Origin of the sequence: Chloracidobacterium sp. (assembly GCA_025057975.1) — a bacterium.
In the GTDB taxonomy this organism is placed as follows: domain Bacteria; phylum Acidobacteriota; class Blastocatellia; order Chloracidobacteriales; family Chloracidobacteriaceae; genus Chloracidobacterium.
The window spans coordinates 82482-101221 of the sequence record JANWUV010000014.1 but is presented as its reverse complement, the minus strand read 5'-3'; the positions used below and the strand labels follow the sequence as shown (position 1 = coordinate 101221).

The following is an 18740-nucleotide window of genomic DNA, read 5'->3' as shown; positions in this document are numbered from 1 at the left end:
TCGGGAACGCCCGTTGCAACCAGCCGGTTGTCGTCAATCGTTGAGCACGAAGGTCGGCACCATCCCGCCGCCCGACGTGACATTGCACAGCGCCGTACTCGACAGGCGGGTGAAGGCGCCGCCAACTTTGCCGTGGAACAGCAGCGGGTCAAGGTCTACAAGCTGTTCGATAAAGCTGATGTCGCCCTCCGGCGTGAAATGGGGAAACGTCTCATGGGCGGTTGGCACTTTTTCCTGCACCAGATAGTCACTGCGCAGGCCCTCCTCAATCGCCGCCTCCCACTCAGCCGGCGTCGCCTCCCAGCCAACCACGACGCCCTTACCACCATATTCATCATTGGGCTTGAGCACCAGCCGCGACTGGTTGGCGCGAATAAAATCCAGCAGCGTAATCGTCTCCCCAGCGTACGTGGTGCGCACGTCCGCCAACCGGCGCGTCCACGGAATATGCGCCCGAATTGCCGCGTGTTGTTCCGGCGTAAACATGGACGCATAGCGTTCATCCGTCAGAACGCCAAAAAGCATTTTCTTGTGGACGAACTTCGTCCGAAAACCGTTGACGACACAGACGGCGCGGTCACGATAGGCGTTCACTAACGCCTTGCACTCCTCAGGGCGATCCAGAATATCGTTGGTCAACACGCGCCGATAAACCAAGTCAATCTCAAATTCGCCGCAGCGGAGCTTGCCGTTGTGGTAGTCAAGTTTTTCCGGCGGCGCAATAATACAGGCAAAGCCTTCGTCGTGGAAATACGCCTGAAACTGCTCAAACTCGCACTGGGTCGGCAGACCTTCCCAGTCCACGATGGCGATGCGCGGTTGGTCGCCGCCGCCGCTCCACTCGCGGTAGGCCGTCAGCAACGTATCCAGCAGCAGCCGCCGCGCGTAGAGCGGCGTCACCGGATACGTGGCTGTAAACCGTTGCATCACAGGCAGTTCCATAAAAATCCGCGCCATGACCTCGCAGTAGGAAATGCCGGCCGGGTTCTCCGCGTTGAGTTCGACAAAGGAAAGGGCGTCATCCGTTAGAAAGGAGTCGAGCCGCGACGTGATCGAAATTCCCGTGTAACCGGGGTCAATCTCAATCAGCCGCGCTTCGCCGTCCGTAATGCCCAGATCGTCGTAGATGCGTCGGTCGGTCATCGCTGCCCGCCCAACCACTTCAACGCATTCCCAAATCCGGGCGCACTCCGCGCAAAGGTAGCGCCAGCGTTCAGCCGTCACAAAGTGGGGGCGTAGGTACGGCGACAGAGGCCGCCCCCCAAAAATCATCTTTTCTTCCGCGCTGCGCGCCGCCAGAAAATCGCGCGCTTCCGTCAACGTGGTCGGGGTTTCCTGAAGTAAGGCGTCGTAATGGGCGATCGCAGCTTTCAGTTTCGCATGACTTTCCATTAGCTTCTCCAGGGAAGACACAAGGTGGCGTTAGGCGTGCTCGGCGAGACGGGTGTGCTTGGCGATGAGTTCCTCCCAACGGAATGTATGCGTCTGTTCCGGCTGACGCCCTTCTTGGGCCAGCCGAATCAGCAGGCGGCTGACCGTGGACACCATCCACTCAAAGTTGACCGGTCCGACCGAAAACGAATCCGCGTCCGGGGCGGGGTTCATAAAGTCAATCGCGTAGGGTACGCCGTCCCGGATGGCGAACTCAATGGTGTTGATGTCGTAACCGAGCGCCTCGCACAACAAACGGCACTCACGCACAATCCGTTCATGCAGCTCTGGCTCAAGATAATCCTCCGGGCGAATGTCAAGGTACTGCGTCGGATACGGACGCGCCGGATCGTAGGGCATAACCAGAACGTGCTGCTTGGCGATGCAGTAGCACCGAACGTAACGGTCAAACTTCACAAACTCCTGCAACATCATGCAGAGCTGGCCCGTCCGGTCGTAGACCTGAATCAGCTCTTCCAGCGAGTTGATGCGATACACGTCCCGCCATCCACCGCCGTCGTGCGGCTTGAGAATCGCCGGCAGCCCGACATAATCCACAATCGCCTGCCAATCCAGCGGAAATTGTAGGTTGCGCAACGACTGCGACGTGACGCGCTCCATGTACTCCTTTTGTGGGAGAAGCGCTGTTCTAGGAATTGCCACGCCCAGCCGTACCGCCATTGAGTAGTTGAAGAACTTGTCATCGGCCGACCACCAAAAGGGATTGTTGACGATGATCGTCCCAGACAGATAGGCGTTCTTCAGGTACGCCCGGTAGAAGGGGATTTCGTGTGAAATACGGTCAATGATGACGGCGTAGGGGCAAACAGCGTCCATCCAAACGCCGCCGATGGTGATGTACTCGGCCATGACGCCGGTTTCATGCGATTGCTTGTTGATGCGCTCGATGAGCGCCGGGGGAAAGGTGTTTTCACGCCCGACCAAAACGCCGATTTTTTTCATACGAGAGTCCTTTTTACAGTTTGGCTTCAGACGGACGCCGCCCGCCCGCCGCCGAGGGATGACGACAATCTGGATACGGCCAACGGTGCGATGCGGCTGCGTCATTGTCAAGCGTTCGTGTGCAGGGCGCGGCTTGCGGCGGCGGCGCGTCTTTCCATAGCATGCGGCGTGAATGCTACTTCGGACTCACCTGTGAACGAGAGAACAGGGCATGCCTCCAACGCCTTCTGAAATCGCCGCTTCGGTCGTTGAGCGGGCGTGTCGTCTGGGCGCGACGGCGGCTGAGGCGGTGTTCCGCGAGAGCGTCGAGTTTTCGGCCTCGGTTCGGTTGGGGGAAGTCGAAACCGTAAAGGAAGCCGCCGGGCGCGGGCTGGGCCTGCGCGTGCTGCTTGACGGCCGGCAGGCGTCGGTCTCGACCTCGGATTTGTCGCCGGCGGCGCTGGAAGAGCTTGTAGAAACGGCGCTGACGTTAGTGCGCGCAACCTCGGTGGACGACACCGCCGGCCTGCCCGACCCGGCTGACTTGGCCGCCGACGTTCCCGACCTTGACCTCTACGATCCGGCCATTGCGTCGCTAACAGCAGAGGCCAAGATTGGCATGGCGCTGACGGCAGAGCAGGCAGCCCGTGATTACGACCCTCGGATTGTCAACTTTGAGGGCGGCGGCGTTGACAGTGGTTCAAGTCGAATAGTGTTGGCGAACTCGTTAGGCTTTGTGGGGGAGTACCGCAGCGCCTCACTGTCGCTGGCGACCGTCCCGGTGGCGCGCGATGCGGATGGGCGGCTTCAACGCGATTACTGGTACGACGCGCGGCGCAAGCTGGCGCAGCTTGAAGACCCGGCCGCCATTGGCCGGCGAGCGGCTGAACGCGCCGTCAGCAAACTCGGCGCGCGGCGCGTCCCGACGCAGCGGTGTCCGGTGGTTTTTGCGCCGGAGGTCGCCGCAAGCCTCATCGGGCACTTATTCGGCGCGGTTTCCGGCGACGCCCTGTTTCGTAAGGCGTCGTTCTTGGTGGGGAAGCTGGGCGAGATGGTGGCGTCGCCGCTGGTGACGGTCGTGGACGACGGCCGCCTCCCCGACGGTCTGGGTTCGCGGCCGTTCGACGGCGAAGGTGTGCCGACCCGCCGAACAGTCGTTGTTCGGGAGGGAAGGCTGGAGAGCCACCTACACAACACCTACACGGCGCGCAAGCTTGGCGAACGGACGACCGGCAACGCTGCGCGCGGGTTGACCGGCGCGCCGTCGGTTGGGGCGAACAACATGTACCTTGTCGCCGGCAGTCACACCCCGGAGGCTATTATCGCTTCGGTCAAAAACGGCTTCTATGTGACGGAACTGATCGGTTTCGGCGTCAACGGCGTCACAGGAGACTACTCACGCGGAGCCGCCGGACGGTGGATTGAGAACGGCGAACTGACGTTTCCCGTTGAAGAAGTGACCATCGCGGGCAACCTCCTGACGATGTTCCAGCAGATTGAAATGGTCGGGAATGACCTTGACTTTCGCGGTCGGATGGCCGCGCCAACGCTCAAGATCGCCGAGATGACGGTCGGCGGCGAATAGCGAATAGCCGGAGCGCCTCCCTCAAGCCATGCCTACTCCGAAGTTGTTGACCACGTTAGCTCTCGCTCTGTTGGTTGGGTTGCCGTCGTCGGCTTCCGACGCGCTGGCTGCAGCGCAGTCCCGCGGCAGAATGTTGTGTGCCGGGAAGGAAAGGCTTTTCTTCGGGGCGGTGACAACCAGCGGCAAGATGGTCTGTCTGTGCGGCTCGCCTAACCTGACGGCGGAGCAGGGGTATCTTCAGTATCGCTTTGGGCGACCTGGGCGAGTCGAGCTGGAATACCCGACTGAACGGGCCGGCTCGCAGCGATTGTTTTACTACGCACACTACGCACGCTATCAGCGCGAGTGGGCGTCAGTGCGCTTCAAGAACAACGAGTACAACTATCGGATTTACTACAGCTATGACGGCGAAGCCGGCCGCCCGACAATCGAGTATGGGTTAAGCGTGTATCTTGGCGAGGGCGACAAGGGGACGAACTTCCTGCTGCGGCGCAACACTGTCGTCGGCGCGCTGCAATCACTTGGGGGCGTCCTGCCCTGTGACAGAGAAGACACGCTGACGGACTGCCCGTAGCGCGGACTGCTCGTAGAGCGTCCGCCGCCCTATTCCCGTCGGGAGGCTTGTCGTCGCCTCAGCTTCAGGCTTCAGGACATTGACTTGGTTCGGGAGCGCGTCGGCGACGCTGATGCTTCGGATGATACGGCAAACAACTTGGCGAACGGTTGAAGCCATCGGCGACGCGGCGTTGCTCTTGGTTGCGCCACAGGTCTGCCGGCGGTGTGAGGCTTTGGTGGAACACTTAGGTGATGGTGTGGTGTGCCGCGCTTGCTGGGAAGCTTGGCGAAACGAACAGGCCAGCCGCCGACAAGTGTGCGACCGCTGCGGTCGCTGGGCCGACGCAAGTGGCTTCGACATCGTACGCCGCGAGCTGTGCGAGCAATGCGCTACCTGGTCGCTGACATGGGCGCGTTCCGGCGGCGCGTACATGGGGGCGTTGCGGGCGGCTTTGCTGGCGCTTAAGCGCGTTCCCGCTGTACCGAAGCCCCTGTGCGAACTGCTTCAGGCGACATGGCGACAACAGACGGTGCTCCACACCAGCGACGTCATTGCGCCGATTCCGTTGGCCCCACAACGCCTGCGGTCACGCGGATACAATCAAGCAGAGATTTTGGCGTACGAAGTCGCGCAGGCGGCGCACCGGCCTGTCGTGACAGACGCCTTGGTGCGCCGCCGGGAAACGCATCCGCATCGCGCCGGTTTGGATGAAGTCGCCCGCCGCACAGCGATGCGCGGCGCATTTCAGGTTGTACGACCGCGCCTCATTGCCGGCCGCCGGGTGCTGCTGGTAGATGACGTACTGACTTCCGGCGCCACCCTTGACAGCGCCGCTAAGGCGTTGCTGGCGGCTGGCGCGGCCGCCGTCAGCGCCCTGACGGCCGCCCGAACAGTATTTCGCAAGCGCGCCGCCCTCCGATGAAGATGCGTGAGATGACAACCGGCGTGGCGTCCGAAGCCGATTGGCGGCCGGCAATCGCCCTGCTGACGATTAGCGCGCTCTCAGTCGTCATTGGCGCGCACCCGCAGCCGTTCGGTTGGGAAATTGCCGTCACCCACTGGGTGCAACAATGGCGGTGGCTGCATGCGCCGCTGCTGGTCGTTTCGTGGCCGGGCAATTCCGTGGTTGTCCAGGGCCTCATACTGATGCTGATCTGCGGGCTGCTGGCGCGCGGCGGGTGGCGGCGGGAAGCGCGGGCGCTGGCGGTCGTCAGCGTTGGCGCTTTTCTGCTCAATGCGCTCCTCAAAGCTGTGGTGGCGCGGCCGCGTCCGACGCCGGAGCTGGCTCAGCTCTACATTGCGACCGACGGCTGGAGCTTTCCTTCCGGGCACGTCATGTTTTACACGGCGTTTTACGGCGGTCTGGCCGGCTTTGCGAAAGCCAAGCTGCCCCGCGGCGTAAAACGTACGGCGCTTTATTGGCTCTGTGTCCTCATGGCGGGACTGGTCGGGCCGTCGCGGGTTTTCCTGGGCGCGCACTGGTTGACCGATGTGCTCGCCGGCTACGGTTACGGCCTAGCGTGGTTACGTCTCACCGGTGCCGCGCTGTGGCAGCCGGCGACGGACGAGGTTGGCGACAGAGGCGTCGCGGCTGGTACAGTCGGTCAGCACAATCAATCAACGGAAGGAAACACTGATGTCTGAAACATGGCTTCCCCCTTGGCTTTCGCCGTGGCTGCCGGGCATACCGTGGGCGCGCATCTGGACGTACCTTGTTGTGTTTTACCTCGCCTATTCGCTCTTTACGCTCTGGTCGTACCGCTTCTCGATGCAGGCGACCGGCATGCGTGAAGCCACCTTCCAGCAGGCCGCGCTCGTCCGCGCCATTGATATTGGCTTACTTCTGTTGGCGTTTTTCCTCCCGCTGTCGTGGTTTGTCAAACTGCCGCTGCTGTTTCTGGGACAGATTATCGCCTTCGCGCTGGTGTTCAGAGCGCCTGTGTTGCGGGCCGTCATCGGAGCGATGTTGTCGTGGTTGATGGGCGGACTCTTTACGTTGATCTACTTGATTCTGCTTGTGTTGTACGTCTGGTTTTTCCGCAGCCTGCCTTATGGTCACGGCGCGGTGTGACGACCAGATGCGGCGGCGCGCAGGTAGATGTTTTTGAGTTCGACGTAGTGCCGGACGCCTTCGGCGATGCGCGCCTGTTCGGCTTCAGTGACGGGACGTTTGAGCTTCGCCGGAACGCCCGCCGCCAGCATCCCGGCTGGAACAACCATCCCTTCCGGTACGACTGCGCCTGCCGCGACAATGCTTCCGTCGCCGATTACAGCGCCGTCGAGGATGATCGCGCCCATCCCAATCAGGCATCCGTCGCCGATTGTACAGCCATGGGCGATGACGCGGTGCCCGATCACGACGCGGCGGCCGATTCGCAAAGGGAACAGTCCGCCTGTGACATGCAAAACGCTGTTGTCTTGGATGTTGGTTTCTTCGCCAATGCGAATGTCGTTGACATCGCCGCGCACGGTGCAGTTGAACCAAACGCTGGCGTCCGTGCCGAGTTCGACATCGCCGATAACCTCGGCCGAGGGGGCGACGAACACCCCATCCGCCAACTTCGGAAACGCCCCTTGAAAAGCCAGAAGCGCCATCGTTGCATCCCTGCCTTTGCCGTCGTGTATTGCTGCAGAGCCTAACGTATGACGGGTATTCGGTTCAAAGATGTCGTGGGGTGGACCTTGCCCGACGCTCAAGCTCGGTTAGGCGACCTTGGGTGGCGGCCGGAGGCACGACCCGCCGCTTTTCGCTACGCGACCTTCGGTGAAGGCGACAGGCTGATGCGCGTCACCGCCGACGGTTGGCAGGTCGCCGAGGGGAAGCTGTGCGCCCGCTACGCCCGCATCCAAACCGTTGCGGCGGATGTGGCGACGCTGATGGTTTATCCGACGGCTAGCCCGACGCTGCTTCCGGTCTTCGCCTGCGAGTGGGTGGTCATCGGAAACCGGGCGCACATTTTGGTGTTGGATGTGGAATGCATTGGAGGGGCGGACGCGCTGCGTGGGCGCGCGCACGCAGTCTTGACGCCGCTTCAAGCAAGTTATGTCACCGCCCTACCGCCGGCGCCCGATCCGCCGCCGTGGTTTGGCGAGATTCGAGAGGCGTGGGCGTTGTTTACGTCCGGCGACCTGTCTTGCCTGCCGGTGATGCGGCAGGCGTTTCAGGACTACCTGACGGCGACGGCGGAAGCGCTCTACCGGCCGTGGCTGGCGGAGGCGCAGGTCGGCCCTGACCATCCGGCTGTGACGACCTACAAACAACATCACGCGGCGCATTCGCCGGGTTACGCCCTCCTTGCGCCCAAAGCCGGTGCGGACTGGGCCAACGCTTTCCTGCGCGAGTGGCATTTTGGCCCTGTACGCGCCGTAGCCTGCGACTGGACAGCTGGCTGAATGACAACGTGGCTCAATCCATTTGGTTTCCCGCCTGTGGAGTGTGGTATTTTCCACTTCACACGCTCGCCGAAGGGCCTACTCCGCGGCCAAGCTCATTGCTGACAACACCCAAGTCAACCTGCCGAGTGTATGACCGCGCCCGTCGTCTTCCCATTGCCGGAGACCAACCAACGCCGGTTGTGGTGGCCGTCCGATTTGATTGTCGCCATTCACACCGAACTGGCGCGGCGCTTGCCCGATGAAGCGGCCGGCGCGCTGTACCGGCTGGGAAGGCTGACCGGCGTCCGGTGGCTGCGTGAACGCGCCGCCGATGCAGAGGTTCAACCGGAGCAAGCGCCGCTTAGTGCACGGCTACGACGGTGTGATGAATGGTTCGCCGATGCGGGCTGGGGACGGGTTGACGCGACGCCGCTTGGAGCGGTGCTGATCGTCAACCATTACAACTCGCCGATTGCCGCCGCGTTGCGCGCCGCAGGGTCAGCGTCTACACCGGTGGATGATTTCTTTGCCGGCTTCTTTGCGGAAGCGGCAACGCAGTACGCGGGACGCCCGCAGGAAAGTGTCGAAATTAGCTGTCTGGCGGTCAATGCGCATTATTGCCGCTTTGTGGTAGGCGAAGCGAGCATCATTCGGAAGGTTTACGCTTGGCTTACCTACCAGCATGACCCGCGTGACATCCTGCGGCGTCTCGCTGATGAAACCACTCTCTGAGAGCATCCGCTATGGCGCGTTTTACTGAAACCGACCAGGCCGCACGGCTTTTACAGCAGATTCTGGCCATGCCGTCCACCACTAGCGCTCCGGTGCTATCCGACGACTTAGAGGAGACTTGGGCGAGTGCGTATGCAACGGACGCCTCCAAAAGCGCCCCTGTTCCAACGCCGTTCGCGCACACCACTGCACCGGTTAACACCGCGCCGCTTTCCGCCAGCCTATCCGGCGGCGACGCTGGGGTGCGCGAGATGGTCGCCACCCGCGCCGAACAAGCGGAGTTGACCCTGCGCGTTACGCCCCAACCCGCTGCCAACAAATACCCCGGTTTGGACGGGGAGACGGTCGGGAGCTTCTTCCGGCGCGTGGTTCGCCCATACCAAGCGCCGACCTGCTGACCCCATAGGTTTCTCATGCCGAAAACGTTGGCCGTTGTCAGTCTCAAGGGTGGCGTCGGGAAAACGACGACCTGCACCAATCTCGCTGCTTACGTCGCTGCGATGGGCGTGCCGACCCTACTTGTGGATTTGGACGTACAAAACGGCGTGCGGTTTGGCGTTGGGCTGGATGACTACGCTGGCCCAACGCTTGAGGACGTTTTGTTGCGAGGGCGGCGACCGCACGACGCTCTCATTCTAACCAACCGGGCGGAACTTTCGGTCGTGCTCTCAGGACATTTCCGCGACGACAAGGCTGTTGAGGCGTACGAACACACCTTCGAACAGGATGTGACGTGGTTGGCGCGGTTGCTGCCGCACTTGGCGACCAAGGATTTTACGCCGCAACTGATTCTGCTTGATACGCCAGCCGGGCTGGGCGCGGTGACGACCAGCGCCATCGTGGCGGCTGACGCCCTGATTTTGCCGGTGCAGTGCGAGCCGCTGAGCCTGCGTACTTTGCCGCCGATGCTACGGCGCGTCCTCCAGATCAAGGCGCAGTACAACCCGCGGCTGAGCATTGAAGGCGTGCTGTTGACAATGTACGACGAGCGGCAGGCGACTTCGGCCGATGTCGTGCGACAGGCGCGGGAAGCTTTTCCTAATGGGCTGGTTTTCGACACGGTGATCCCGCGTCATGAGGAGTTATCGGTATCCTTCGCTGTTGGGACGCCGGCCGTCACGCTCAAAACGCGCGCTGCTGGGGCGCAAGCGTACATTCAGCTTGGGCGCGAGGTCATCATGCGCCTACCGGAAGAGGCTGGTTACGCGGCGCGCGGGTGAGGCGCCGCGCCGATAAGCCTCGCAGCAAACCTCCGCCTGAAGGGTTGCCGCTCCTCGACTCGGTTTACTACAGCTTGTCTAGATGGCGATGTACAACGGCATGTGCCGTCGCCGGAGTAGGCCGCCACAATAGCGCTATGTTGCGGCCCCGGTTGCGCCCGCCTTCCAGTGGGTTCTCGTCCCTGCCCCCTGCATTGTCCGCCAACAGCGACTCACGCCTACCGCCGGCTCACGTGCGAAGCTCCTTCCATCCTCAGCGCCGGTTCTGCAACTGGGCTGAGTCGGCGGTGTTCCAGCCGCCATACCACGTCACAGGCCGCAGCCGACTTCAGGTCATGGGTCACCAAAATCAGCGTCATGCCGGATTCCCGTTGTAGTTGGCGCAGCAGCGCCAGTACGTCGGCTGCCGTTTGCTCATCAAGGTTGCCCGTTGGTTCATCCGCCAGCAGCAGTGGCGGCTGGTTGGCTAGCGCCCGCGCCAACGCTACGCGCTGACTCTCGCCGCCTGAAAGCTCCGTTGGGAAATGACGCTGACGGTCGCCCAAGCCGACCCGCTCCAGCAGCGCCGCCGCCCGACGGCGACTCTCCGCCGCGCGTACGCCAGCAATACGCATCGGCAGCGCGACATTTTCCAGCGCCGTCAACTCCGGCAGCAAATGATGAAACTGGAAGACAAAACCAATGGTCTGGTTGCGGAAGCGCGCGCGCGCCGTCGGCGACAACGCCCAGAGCGACACGCCGCCAATCAGCACCTCGCCCGCTGTCGGGGCGTCCAACCCGCCTAAAACATGCAGCAATGTGGATTTCCCCACACCCGACGCGCCGACAATCGCCGCTGAAATCCCCGGCTCAACCGACCACGACAGCCGTTCAAAGACGACCAGCGGCAGGCCGCCCGGAGACGCGCTTGGGTACTGGTACGTTAGATGTTTAGCGATGAGTGCGGGCGACAAGGGCTTTTTTCCGACAGCCTGCGGAGAAGGCGCAAACCGCCTGCAAGGGGGCAGGGCTGGGCGCGCCCGTCGTGCTTTATGTGCGTCACGCTTTGCGCTTGGGACGCTGGTTGGCGGCTAGCACCCGCTTGCGCAGGCGAATCGCCGTCGGCGTCACTTCAACCAGTTCGTCGTCGGCGATAAACTCCAGCGCTTGCTCCAGTGAAAGCTCGCGCGCTGGAACAAGGCGAATCCCTTCATCCGCCGTTGACGCGCGCATGTTGGTGAGCTTCTTTTCACGGACGACGTTTACATCCAAGTCGTTTTCACGCGAGTTCTCTCCGACGATCATCCCCTCATAAACGGGCGTACCGGGCTTGACGAACATCTCGCCACGCTCCTGCAAGTTGTAGAGCGCATACGCCGTCGCCTCGCCCGCGCGATCCGCCACCAGCACGCCGTTGAGCCGCGAGGGGATCGGCCCCAGCCAGTTGTCCCACCGGAGAAACATCGTATTGAGTAACCCCGTCCCCTTCGTGCCGGTCAGAAACTCCGAACGAAAGCCGATGAGACCGCGCGACGGTACTTCAAACTCCATGCGCACGCGGCCCGTCCCGTGATTGATCATCTTTGTCATCACACCGCGCCGCCGGCCCATCGCTTCGGTGACGATGCCGACAAACGTATCTGGGCAATCCACGACGGCTAACTCAATCGGTTCTTTGAGGACGCCGTTTTCCATGCGCGTTACGACTTCCGGCTTCGAAACTTGCAGTTCGAAACCTTCCCGCCGCATTTGCTCAATGAGAATCGCCAGTTGCAACTCGCCGCGACCAGTCACTTTGAAAGCGTCCGGTGAATCGGTCTCCTCAACCCGAATTGAGACGTTGCCCAGCAGTTCCTTATCTAACCGCTCGCGGATTTGGCGCGAGGTCACATACTTGCCTTCGCGGCCAGCGAACGGCGATGTGTTGACGCCGAACACCATCGAAATGGTCGGTTCGTCAATCTGAATCAAGGGCAGCGCCTTCGGCTGTTCGGCGTCGGCGATGGTTTCGCCGATGTTGATGTCGGGAATCCCGGCGACGGTGATGATGTCCCCGGCGTAGGCGCGGTCGCAGGGGACGCGCTTCAGCCCCTCAAACGTGTAAAGCTGCGTGACGCGGTGCTTTTCAAGCGTACCGTCGCGCTTGCACAGCGTCACCGGCTGGCCGACGGCGATTTCCCCGGCGACGATGCGCCCAATCCCTAAACGCCCAACATATTCATCGTAGCCGATATTGGTGACAAGAACCTGAAGCGGCTCATGCCGCCGATCCGGGGGCGGCGGAATGGTTGCGATGATTTGCTCGAAGAGCACACGCAGGTCTGAAGCTTCATCCTCCGGCCGCCGCTTGGCAATGCCGTCGCGCCCAATCGTATAAACAATCGGAAACTCGATTTGCTCTTCGTTGGCGTCCAAATCAATGAACAGGTCGTAAACCTCGTTGACGACCTCCTGAATGCGCGCGTCCGGGCGGTCAATCTTGTTGATGACGACAATCGCTCTGAGGTTGAGTTCCAACGCCTTCGACAGCACATAGCGCGTCTGTGGCAGCGGCCCTTCCGAGGCGTCCACCAGCAGGATAACGCCGTCCACCATTTTCAAAACGCGCTGCACTTCACCGCCAAAATCAGCGTGGCCCGGTGTGTCCACGATGTTGATTTTGACATCGCCGTACCGCACGGCCGTGTTTTTCGCCATGATGGTGATGCCCCGCTCGCGCTCTAGATCAAGGTTGTCTAGGATGCGCTCAGTGACTTTCTCATTGACGCGAAACGTCCCTGATTGGCGTAGCAGCGCGTCTACGAGCGTGGTTTTGCCATGGTCAACGTGGGCGATGATGGCGACGTTACGAATGTCGGCGCGACCCTGCACGGAAAAACACCTCATGGCGTCCCGCTTTGTGGGCTGGAATATCCCAAAAGGCCGTAGGCTAGCGCACTTCCTATCGGAACGGCTACCGGAGTTTCCACAAGTGTGTACCTTCCTCTGGAAGGTCGGCGCCGACAGCGCCGAGGCGACTTGGTGATGACGCTGCCGCACACGCTATAATCCCGTTGTTGAAGCGCTACGCGCGGGGCCTCCGCTGGCGGCGCACTTGAAGCAAGCACAGGATGGAAACCATGACTGAGCGCATTGCCGTAGCGATGTCGGGTGGCGTGGACAGCTCCACCGTCGCCGCCCTGCTCAAGGAGCAGGGCCGGGACATCATCGGCTTCTCGATGCAGCTTTGGAATCAGCGCCGCATCAATGTGGACGCCGACGGCAATCCCCTTCCGTCGCGCTGCTGCTCGCTCGATGATCTCTACGACGCGCGAGCCGTCGCTGACCTGTTGGGCATTCCGTTTTACGTCCTCAACTTCGAAGATGACTTTGAGGCGCGCGTCGTCCGCCCGTTTGTGGTGAGTTACCTCAACGGCAACACGCCCAGCCCGTGCGTCGCCTGCAACAGCCGGATGAAGTTTGATACGCTAGTGGCGCTGGCCCGCGATGTCGGCGCAACTAGGGTGGCGACTGGCCACTACGCGCGCATCCGCTTCAATGAGGCGACCGGCCGCTGGGAACTGCTCAAAGGACGCGATCAGCGCAAGGATCAGTCATACTTCCTGTTTGAACTAACGCAGGAGCAGCTCGCCTGCGCCATGTTCCCGCTGGGCGACCTGTCCAAGGCTGAAACCCGCGAAATCGCTCGCCGACACGGGCTGCCTACGGCTGAAAAGTCTGAAAGTCAGGAAATTTGTTTTATTCCCGACGGCGATTACGCCCGCTTTATTGAGCGGTATGTCGCCGAAGCGGGTGGTGCCGTGGACGGCCCACCGCAGTCGCCGGTCGCCGGACCGCTAGTGCAACTCGGTCTGCGCCGCAACCTGCCGCAGCCGGGTGAAATCGTCACCAAGGATGGGCGTGTGCTGGGGCGTCACGCCGGCACGCACCGCTATACCATTGGACAGCGGCGCGGCCTTGGGGTGACAACGGGCGACGGCCGGCCGCTCTACGTCATTGGCATTGACGCTGCGCGCGGGCGAGTCATTGTCGGTTCGGAGGAAGACCTACCGGGCAAATCGCTAACGGCGACGCGCCTAAACTGGATCGCCTGCGAAGCGCCGACCGCTCCGCTGCGTTGCGCCGCTCGCATCCGCTACCGTCATGAAGAAGCGCCGGCGACAATATACCCGCTGCCGACCGGCGACGTGCGCGTGGTCTTCGACGCGCCGCAGAAAGCCATTACGCCCGGTCAGGCGGTCGTCTTCTACGACGGCGAGCGCGTTCTGGGCGGCGGCTGGATTCTTGTCCAAGACTAGCGCTCCTGCACCTTACAACCCACGCCCATGTCGAAATCCGCCGAAGCTGCTTCCGCCGTCTGTGTCTGGCTGCACGGCGATTCGCTGTCGCCGTATGACGCCGCGTTGCAGGCGTACCCCTCCGCACCGGTCATTTTCGTCTTTGACGAACCCCTGCTGATGAGTCGCTACCGCCTGACGTTCAAACGGTTGTTTTTCATCTACGAGTGTTTGGTTGACCTCTACGAGCGCATTCCGAATCCGGTCAAAGAACTGCGCCGGGGCGAGGTTGTCGCGGAGATTCTGGATTTTTGTCGAACCCACGGCGCGACGCAGGTCGCCGTAACGGAGACATACGCGCCCCGGTATCGGGAATTTGTGCGTCGGCTGGAGGAACACGGACTGACGGTTCAGCAGTTTCCCAAACCGAAGCTCGTGCCGTACGCCGGCCCGCCGCCGAAACGCTTCATGGCTTTCTGGAAAAAAATTGAGCGCGCCGCCTTTCGTGACTGACAAGTCCGGCTCGCGCTAAGCGGCGGCCGCCAAACGGCCTTGAGACGGCGAAATGTTCTGGGCAATGGTTGCCGCAGCGCGACATCACAACGCCCTAATAAGGAGCGCCGCCACATGTCTTCGATTCTCGCTGAAATCCTCGACGCCGCTAAAACCGTCCGCGCCATTGCGCAGGGCATGGCCGTGACGCTGAGCTACATCCCGAAGCGCAAACTAACGCGCCAGTACCCCGATGTACCGGTTGAGCTGTACCCACGCTTTCGCGGCGAGCACTACCTTGCCCGTGACGAAAACGGCAAGGAACGTTGCGTGGCATGCTTCTTGTGTTCGGCGGCCTGCCCGGCGGACGCGATCTACATTGAAGCCGATGAAGACTTGCGTCCCTACGAAGAACGTCCGGGCGTGGAACAGCGCTACGCTCGCGTCTATAACATTGACTACGGGCGGTGTATCTTCTGCGGCTACTGTGTCGAGGCCTGCCCGAAGGACGCCATCAAACACGGCCACAACTTTGAGATGGCCGTGACGAACTTCGCCGACCTGGTTAAGGACAAACAGTACCTGCTGTCCAACTTGGAGCGTGAAAAGACGCGCAATTTCGTTCTTCGCAGCGACGCTGAGTAGCGCTGCGCCGTCAGGACTGACCCCTAAGCGCGCCGGCGGCCTGGCGGCGGCTATGCGCCGGTGGCGCCCGCCGAGGTTTCCTGCGCGGCGGCTTCCTTCTGCGATTGATAGTGCGCCAGCAACGCCTTCCCCTCGCGGCTGCGGGGGTCAATTGTGCGGAGATGCTTGTTGCCGACCATCTCCCAAATGGCCATCACGACGCCGTTTTTCTCAACGGCGCTGTAGGTCTTCTGCTCTGGAGCAATTTCCGACTGCACTGCTTCCGACATAGAGACCAAAAAACGTGTTTTCAACCCTATTCTGTGTGGAATACTCGCGCCTTGCTTGTGCAAGGGCGAGACGGCATATTTCCATAGCGAATCGCAGGCTGTCCAGAACGCCCCGGATGGTCTCACCGTACCGACGCCTGATTTGAGCCGGTCATACGGAGGACGAACAAAATGCCGTCCATTCGCTGTCCGATTTGCGGTGCTGAAACGACGTGGGCGGGCAATCCGACGCGGCCGTTTTGCTCGGAGGCTTGTCAGATGCGCGACTTGGGCAACTGGCTGACAGGGCGGTACAGCATACCGGTCGCCGAGTCGGATGTCACGCCGATGCCCGACAACCCGGATGAATCCTGAAGGTGCCCCCTTATGCTGCGCGTCTTTCTCTGGGTGGACATCAAGCGGTATGAAATCGGCTCGCCGGCGTTTTTTCACTGTTTCTTCTCAACGGTCGCCTACCGCTTGGAAAACGACGCTTGGGGCAGCGTCTATCCACGCATCATGCTGGATTTCTACAAGGGGCGGCTGCGCTACACCGATGCGCCGCAGGCGCTTAGCGAACTCGATGCCATCCAGCTCGGGTTTGAGATGATGCCGCCGACGGACATCATCTGGGACTACGACGATCTTGAGCGCCAGCCCCCGTGGGCCGACGGCGCGCTCGATGCTGTAACCTGCGCCGCCGAATGTTTCTTCACGTCGCGGGAGGAACATTTGTTTACGGTGCTCCGGCAGGCTTTTACGCGCAGCATCGAAGTTCGCCATGACGTATGTATTCGGCGTATGGCATAACCCGCGTTTTGACACCCCTGCGGTTTTGATTCCAACCTTGGTAAGGATCACCCACCTCTCATGACTCAAGTCCGTGTTACGCCGGGCGATCTCCGAACAATGAAGGCTGAGGGTCGGCGGATTGTTGCGCTCACCGCTTATGACCGTCCGACGGCGGAAGTCTGTGAAGCGGCCGGCGTGGATGTCATCTTGGTCGGCGATTCACTAGGAAATGTTTTGCTCGGCTATGAAACGACCATTCCCGTCACGATGGAGGAAATGCTCCATCACGTCAAAGCCGTTGCGCGCAGTGTCCGACGGGCGCTCGTCGTCGCCGACATGCCGTTTCTGTCCTACCAGACCGACCCCGTTGAGGCGTTGCGCAACGCCGGGCGTTTTCTCAAGGAAGGCGGTGCGCAGGCGGTTAAGCTGGAAGGTGGCGACCGCAGCGCGGAGACGATTGAGCGCCTAACTACGGCCGGCGTTCCTGTTATGGGTCACTTGGGCTACACGCCGCAGTCGGCGTATGTGTTTGGGAAAAACGTCGTTCAGGGGCGCGACCACGCCGCTGCCATGACGATTGTCAATGACGCGCTGGCTCTGGAGGAAGCTGGCTGCTTCGCCGTGGTGCTGGAATGCGTCCCGCGTGAAGTCGCGCAGGCCGTCTCGGAACGTCTGACGATCCCAACCATCGGCATCGGCGCTGGCGCCGGCTGTGATGGACAGATTCTGGTCTTCCACGACGCCGTCGGTTGGGGCGCCGGCGCGACGCTGAAGTTCGTCAAAACCTACGCCAATGTCGGCGAGACGCTGCGGCGAGCCGTGAGCGACTACGCCCGTGACGTACGCGACGGCAAATTCCCGGCCGCCGAACACACGTTCACGATGTCGGCGGAAGCGCGCGTTCTGTTCGAGCAGGAACTCGCCGATCTTGACGCCGCCTGCGACGGTTAGCCCGCCCCGCCGGCGTTGCCCCTTCCAGTGTGGGAGAGAACCGACCGATGTATGACGCCCATTAAGTTTGGTACTGACGGTTGGCGTGGACGCATCGCCCGTGAGTTCACTTTCGTCAACCTCGACCGTGTCGCGCAGGCGACCGCCGAACAATTCCTCGCCGACGGTGACGCCACCCGGCCGGTTGTGTACATCGGCCACGACCGCCGTTTTCTGGGTGAAGACTTTGCGGCGCGCGTCGCAGAAGTCATGGCTGGCAACGGCTTTCAAGTGTGCCTCTACGACCAGTTTGTGCCGACGCCGATGGTGTCGTACGACTGCTATGTTGAGCGGGCGCGCGGCGGCGTCGTCATCACAGCTAGCCACAATCCACCGCAGTTTTCAGGCTTCAAAATCAAACTGCCGTTCGGGGGGTCAGCTCCGCCGGAATACACGGCGCAGGTCGAGATGCGGCTGGATGCGAACGCGCCGCGTGTGCGTCCGCTGCGTGAAGCCGTCAGCGCCGGACAGGTGCGGTATGTCCCGCCGTCGGAAAAATACTTGGCGCGGATGGGCGAGTTGCTCGACCTTGAGCGCCTGCGCGCATTCGACGGTGAAGTGCTGGTGGATTCGATGTACGGCGCGGGCGGGCGCTACATTGAGCAACTTTTGCAGGGCGGTCGCTTGCGTGTTGAGACGCTGCGCGCCGAGCGCGACCCGTACTTCGGCGGCATCCACCCAGAGCCAATGATGCCCCAGTTACAGCCGCTGTGTGATGAGATCATTCGGCGCAGGGCATTCCTTGGCCTTGCCACGGACGGCGACGCCGACCGCATCGGCGCCGTAGACGACCGAGGCAACTACCTCAACACGCACCGGATGCTGGCGATTCTGGCGTTGTATCTCATCCGCAAGCGCGGACTGTCAGGCGGGATTGCACGGACGGTCTCACAGAGCGTCGTTGTCAAGCGCATCGCCGAACGGCATGGCCTGCCGACGTATGAAACGCCGGTCGGCTTCAAGCACATTGCGGCGTTGATGCGGACGCATGACATTCTCTGCGGCGGCGAGGAGTCAAACGGTCTGGGCTGCAAACTGCACATTCCTGAACGGGACGGTATTTTCAGCGGGCTGCTGTTTTTGGAAGCAGTGCTGGCTTTCGGTAAGAAGCCGTCGGAACTGGTCGCCGACATCGCCGCCGAGTTTGGCGACTTCGCCTACGACCGGCGCGATCTGGCGCTGGACCACATTGAACAGGGCCTAGCGTTCATTGAGCGGCTGCGAACCGATCCGCCGCCGTCCGTCGCCGGCTATGCGGTGCGCGAGGTGGGAACGCTCGACGGCGTGAAGCTGATGTTTGAGGACGAAAGTTGGTTACTGTTTCGTGCGTCGGGCACTGAGCCACTGGTGCGCGTCTACAGCGAGGCGACTTCGGTCGAGAAAATGACGGCGTTGCTCGACTTCGGCGAGCAGCTCGTGCGCCAATCACTCTAAAACCGGCGCGGCGAGGTTTCGGCGGCCGCATGCCTTTCTCAA

The 18740-nt window shown here is 61.7% G+C and carries 22 protein-coding genes; 16 read left to right on the top strand and 6 right to left on the bottom strand.

Annotated features, from left to right (window positions below):
- Nucleotides 1-33: 33 nt before the first annotated feature.
- Entirely contained in the window at nucleotides 34-1392 is a 1359-nt protein-coding gene (locus NZ585_12550; GenBank protein MCS7080861.1) for a hypothetical protein, read from the bottom strand.
- 30 nt (nucleotides 1393-1422) lie between these two features.
- Nucleotides 1423-2394 carry a hypothetical protein gene (locus NZ585_12545; protein ID MCS7080860.1) on the bottom strand — a complete coding sequence of 324 codons (972 nt, stop codon included), beginning with the start codon at nucleotides 2392-2394 and terminating at the stop codon, nucleotides 1423-1425.
- Between the two features lie 211 nt (nucleotides 2395-2605).
- On the opposite strand from NZ585_12545, the gene NZ585_12540 reads away from it, so the two are divergent.
- The 5 genes from NZ585_12540 to NZ585_12520 all read left to right on the top strand — a co-directional run bounded on the left by NZ585_12540 (nucleotide 2606) and on the right by NZ585_12520 (nucleotide 6585).
- The gene (locus NZ585_12540) at nucleotides 2606-3958 is read left to right on the top strand and encodes a TldD/PmbA family protein (GenBank protein MCS7080859.1); all 1353 of its coding nucleotides are present in this window, start codon (nucleotides 2606-2608) and stop codon (nucleotides 3956-3958) included.
- Nucleotides 3959-3986: 28 nt separating this feature from the next.
- A complete protein-coding gene (locus NZ585_12535) occupies nucleotides 3987-4532 on the top strand; it encodes a hypothetical protein (GenBank protein MCS7080858.1) in 546 nt (181 codons plus the stop codon).
- A gap of 112 nt (nucleotides 4533-4644) precedes the next feature.
- Complete coding sequence (locus NZ585_12530; GenBank protein ID MCS7080857.1) at nucleotides 4645-5436, top strand: phosphoribosyltransferase family protein; 792 nt, start codon at nucleotides 4645-4647, stop codon at nucleotides 5434-5436.
- A gap of 2 nt (nucleotides 5437-5438) precedes the next feature.
- Nucleotides 5439-6158 (top strand): phosphatase PAP2 family protein, encoded by a 720-nt coding sequence (locus NZ585_12525; GenBank protein MCS7080856.1) that lies wholly within the window; start codon nucleotides 5439-5441, stop codon nucleotides 6156-6158.
- Entirely contained in the window at nucleotides 6151-6585 is a 435-nt protein-coding gene (locus tag NZ585_12520; GenBank protein ID MCS7080855.1) for a hypothetical protein, read from the top strand. The genes NZ585_12525 and NZ585_12520 overlap by 8 nt, the downstream gene beginning before the upstream one ends.
- Here NZ585_12520 and NZ585_12515 read toward each other — a convergent pair.
- Entirely contained in the window at nucleotides 6570-7109 is a 540-nt protein-coding gene (locus tag NZ585_12515) for a gamma carbonic anhydrase family protein (GenBank protein MCS7080854.1), read from the bottom strand. The genes NZ585_12520 and NZ585_12515 overlap by 16 nt on opposite strands.
- A 48-nt stretch (nucleotides 7110-7157) precedes the next feature.
- Here NZ585_12515 and NZ585_12510 point away from each other — a divergent pair, with 48 nt between their 5' ends.
- The 4 genes from NZ585_12510 (at nucleotide 7158) to NZ585_12495 (ending at nucleotide 9841) form a co-directional block, all read left to right on the top strand.
- A complete protein-coding gene (locus NZ585_12510) occupies nucleotides 7158-7907 on the top strand; it encodes a hypothetical protein (protein ID MCS7080853.1) in 750 nt (249 codons plus the stop codon).
- Between the two features lie 132 nt (nucleotides 7908-8039).
- Nucleotides 8040-8621 (top strand): hypothetical protein, encoded by a 582-nt coding sequence (locus tag NZ585_12505; protein MCS7080852.1) that lies wholly within the window; start codon nucleotides 8040-8042, stop codon nucleotides 8619-8621.
- Nucleotides 8622-8632: 11 nt separating this feature from the next.
- The gene (locus NZ585_12500) at nucleotides 8633-9019 is read left to right on the top strand and encodes a hypothetical protein (protein MCS7080851.1); all 387 of its coding nucleotides are present in this window, start codon (nucleotides 8633-8635) and stop codon (nucleotides 9017-9019) included.
- A gap of 15 nt (nucleotides 9020-9034) precedes the next feature.
- Nucleotides 9035-9841: a ParA family protein gene (locus tag NZ585_12495; GenBank protein MCS7080850.1), complete on the top strand. Its 807-nt coding sequence runs from the start codon at nucleotides 9035-9037 to the stop codon at nucleotides 9839-9841.
- Nucleotides 9842-10059: 218 nt separating this feature from the next.
- Here the strand turns inward: NZ585_12495 and NZ585_12490 are convergent, their stop codons facing one another.
- Both NZ585_12490 and typA read right to left on the bottom strand, forming a co-directional pair.
- Nucleotides 10060-10794: an ABC transporter ATP-binding protein gene (locus tag NZ585_12490; protein ID MCS7080849.1), complete on the bottom strand. Its 735-nt coding sequence runs from the start codon at nucleotides 10792-10794 to the stop codon at nucleotides 10060-10062.
- Between the two features lie 85 nt (nucleotides 10795-10879).
- Entirely contained in the window at nucleotides 10880-12706 is a 1827-nt protein-coding gene (gene typA, locus NZ585_12485; GenBank protein ID MCS7080848.1) for a translational GTPase TypA, read from the bottom strand.
- A gap of 224 nt (nucleotides 12707-12930) precedes the next feature.
- Here typA and mnmA point away from each other — a divergent pair, with 224 nt between their 5' ends.
- The 3 genes from mnmA (at nucleotide 12931) to NZ585_12470 (ending at nucleotide 15234) form a co-directional block, all read left to right on the top strand.
- Nucleotides 12931-14118 (top strand): tRNA 2-thiouridine(34) synthase MnmA, encoded by a 1188-nt coding sequence (gene mnmA, locus NZ585_12480; protein MCS7080847.1) that lies wholly within the window; start codon nucleotides 12931-12933, stop codon nucleotides 14116-14118.
- Nucleotides 14119-14145: 27 nt separating this feature from the next.
- A complete protein-coding gene (locus NZ585_12475) occupies nucleotides 14146-14610 on the top strand; it encodes a deoxyribodipyrimidine photo-lyase (protein ID MCS7080846.1) in 465 nt (154 codons plus the stop codon).
- 114 nt (nucleotides 14611-14724) lie between these two features.
- The gene (locus tag NZ585_12470; GenBank protein MCS7080845.1) at nucleotides 14725-15234 is read left to right on the top strand and encodes an NADH-quinone oxidoreductase subunit I; all 510 of its coding nucleotides are present in this window, start codon (nucleotides 14725-14727) and stop codon (nucleotides 15232-15234) included.
- A gap of 50 nt (nucleotides 15235-15284) precedes the next feature.
- On the opposite strand, the gene NZ585_12465 is transcribed toward NZ585_12470, so the two are convergent.
- Nucleotides 15285-15503 carry a hypothetical protein gene (locus tag NZ585_12465; GenBank protein MCS7080844.1) on the bottom strand — a complete coding sequence of 73 codons (219 nt, stop codon included), beginning with the start codon at nucleotides 15501-15503 and terminating at the stop codon, nucleotides 15285-15287.
- A gap of 171 nt (nucleotides 15504-15674) precedes the next feature.
- Here NZ585_12465 and NZ585_12460 point away from each other — a divergent pair, with 171 nt between their 5' ends.
- Genes NZ585_12460 through NZ585_12445 form a run of 4 tightly spaced genes read left to right on the top strand, consistent with a single transcriptional unit; the run spans nucleotide 15675 to nucleotide 18698 of the window.
- Nucleotides 15675-15857 carry a DNA gyrase inhibitor YacG gene (locus NZ585_12460; GenBank protein MCS7080843.1) on the top strand — a complete coding sequence of 61 codons (183 nt, stop codon included), beginning with the start codon at nucleotides 15675-15677 and terminating at the stop codon, nucleotides 15855-15857.
- A gap of 12 nt (nucleotides 15858-15869) precedes the next feature.
- Nucleotides 15870-16292 carry an immunity 70 family protein gene (locus NZ585_12455; GenBank protein ID MCS7080842.1) on the top strand — a complete coding sequence of 141 codons (423 nt, stop codon included), beginning with the start codon at nucleotides 15870-15872 and terminating at the stop codon, nucleotides 16290-16292.
- 60 nt (nucleotides 16293-16352) lie between these two features.
- On the top strand, nucleotides 16353-17225 hold the full coding sequence (gene panB, locus NZ585_12450) for a 3-methyl-2-oxobutanoate hydroxymethyltransferase (protein ID MCS7080841.1): 873 nt from the start codon (nucleotides 16353-16355) through the stop codon (nucleotides 17223-17225).
- Between the two features lie 51 nt (nucleotides 17226-17276).
- The gene (locus NZ585_12445; protein ID MCS7080840.1) at nucleotides 17277-18698 is read left to right on the top strand and encodes a phosphoglucomutase/phosphomannomutase family protein; all 1422 of its coding nucleotides are present in this window, start codon (nucleotides 17277-17279) and stop codon (nucleotides 18696-18698) included.
- Nucleotides 18699-18740: the final 42 nt, after the last annotated feature.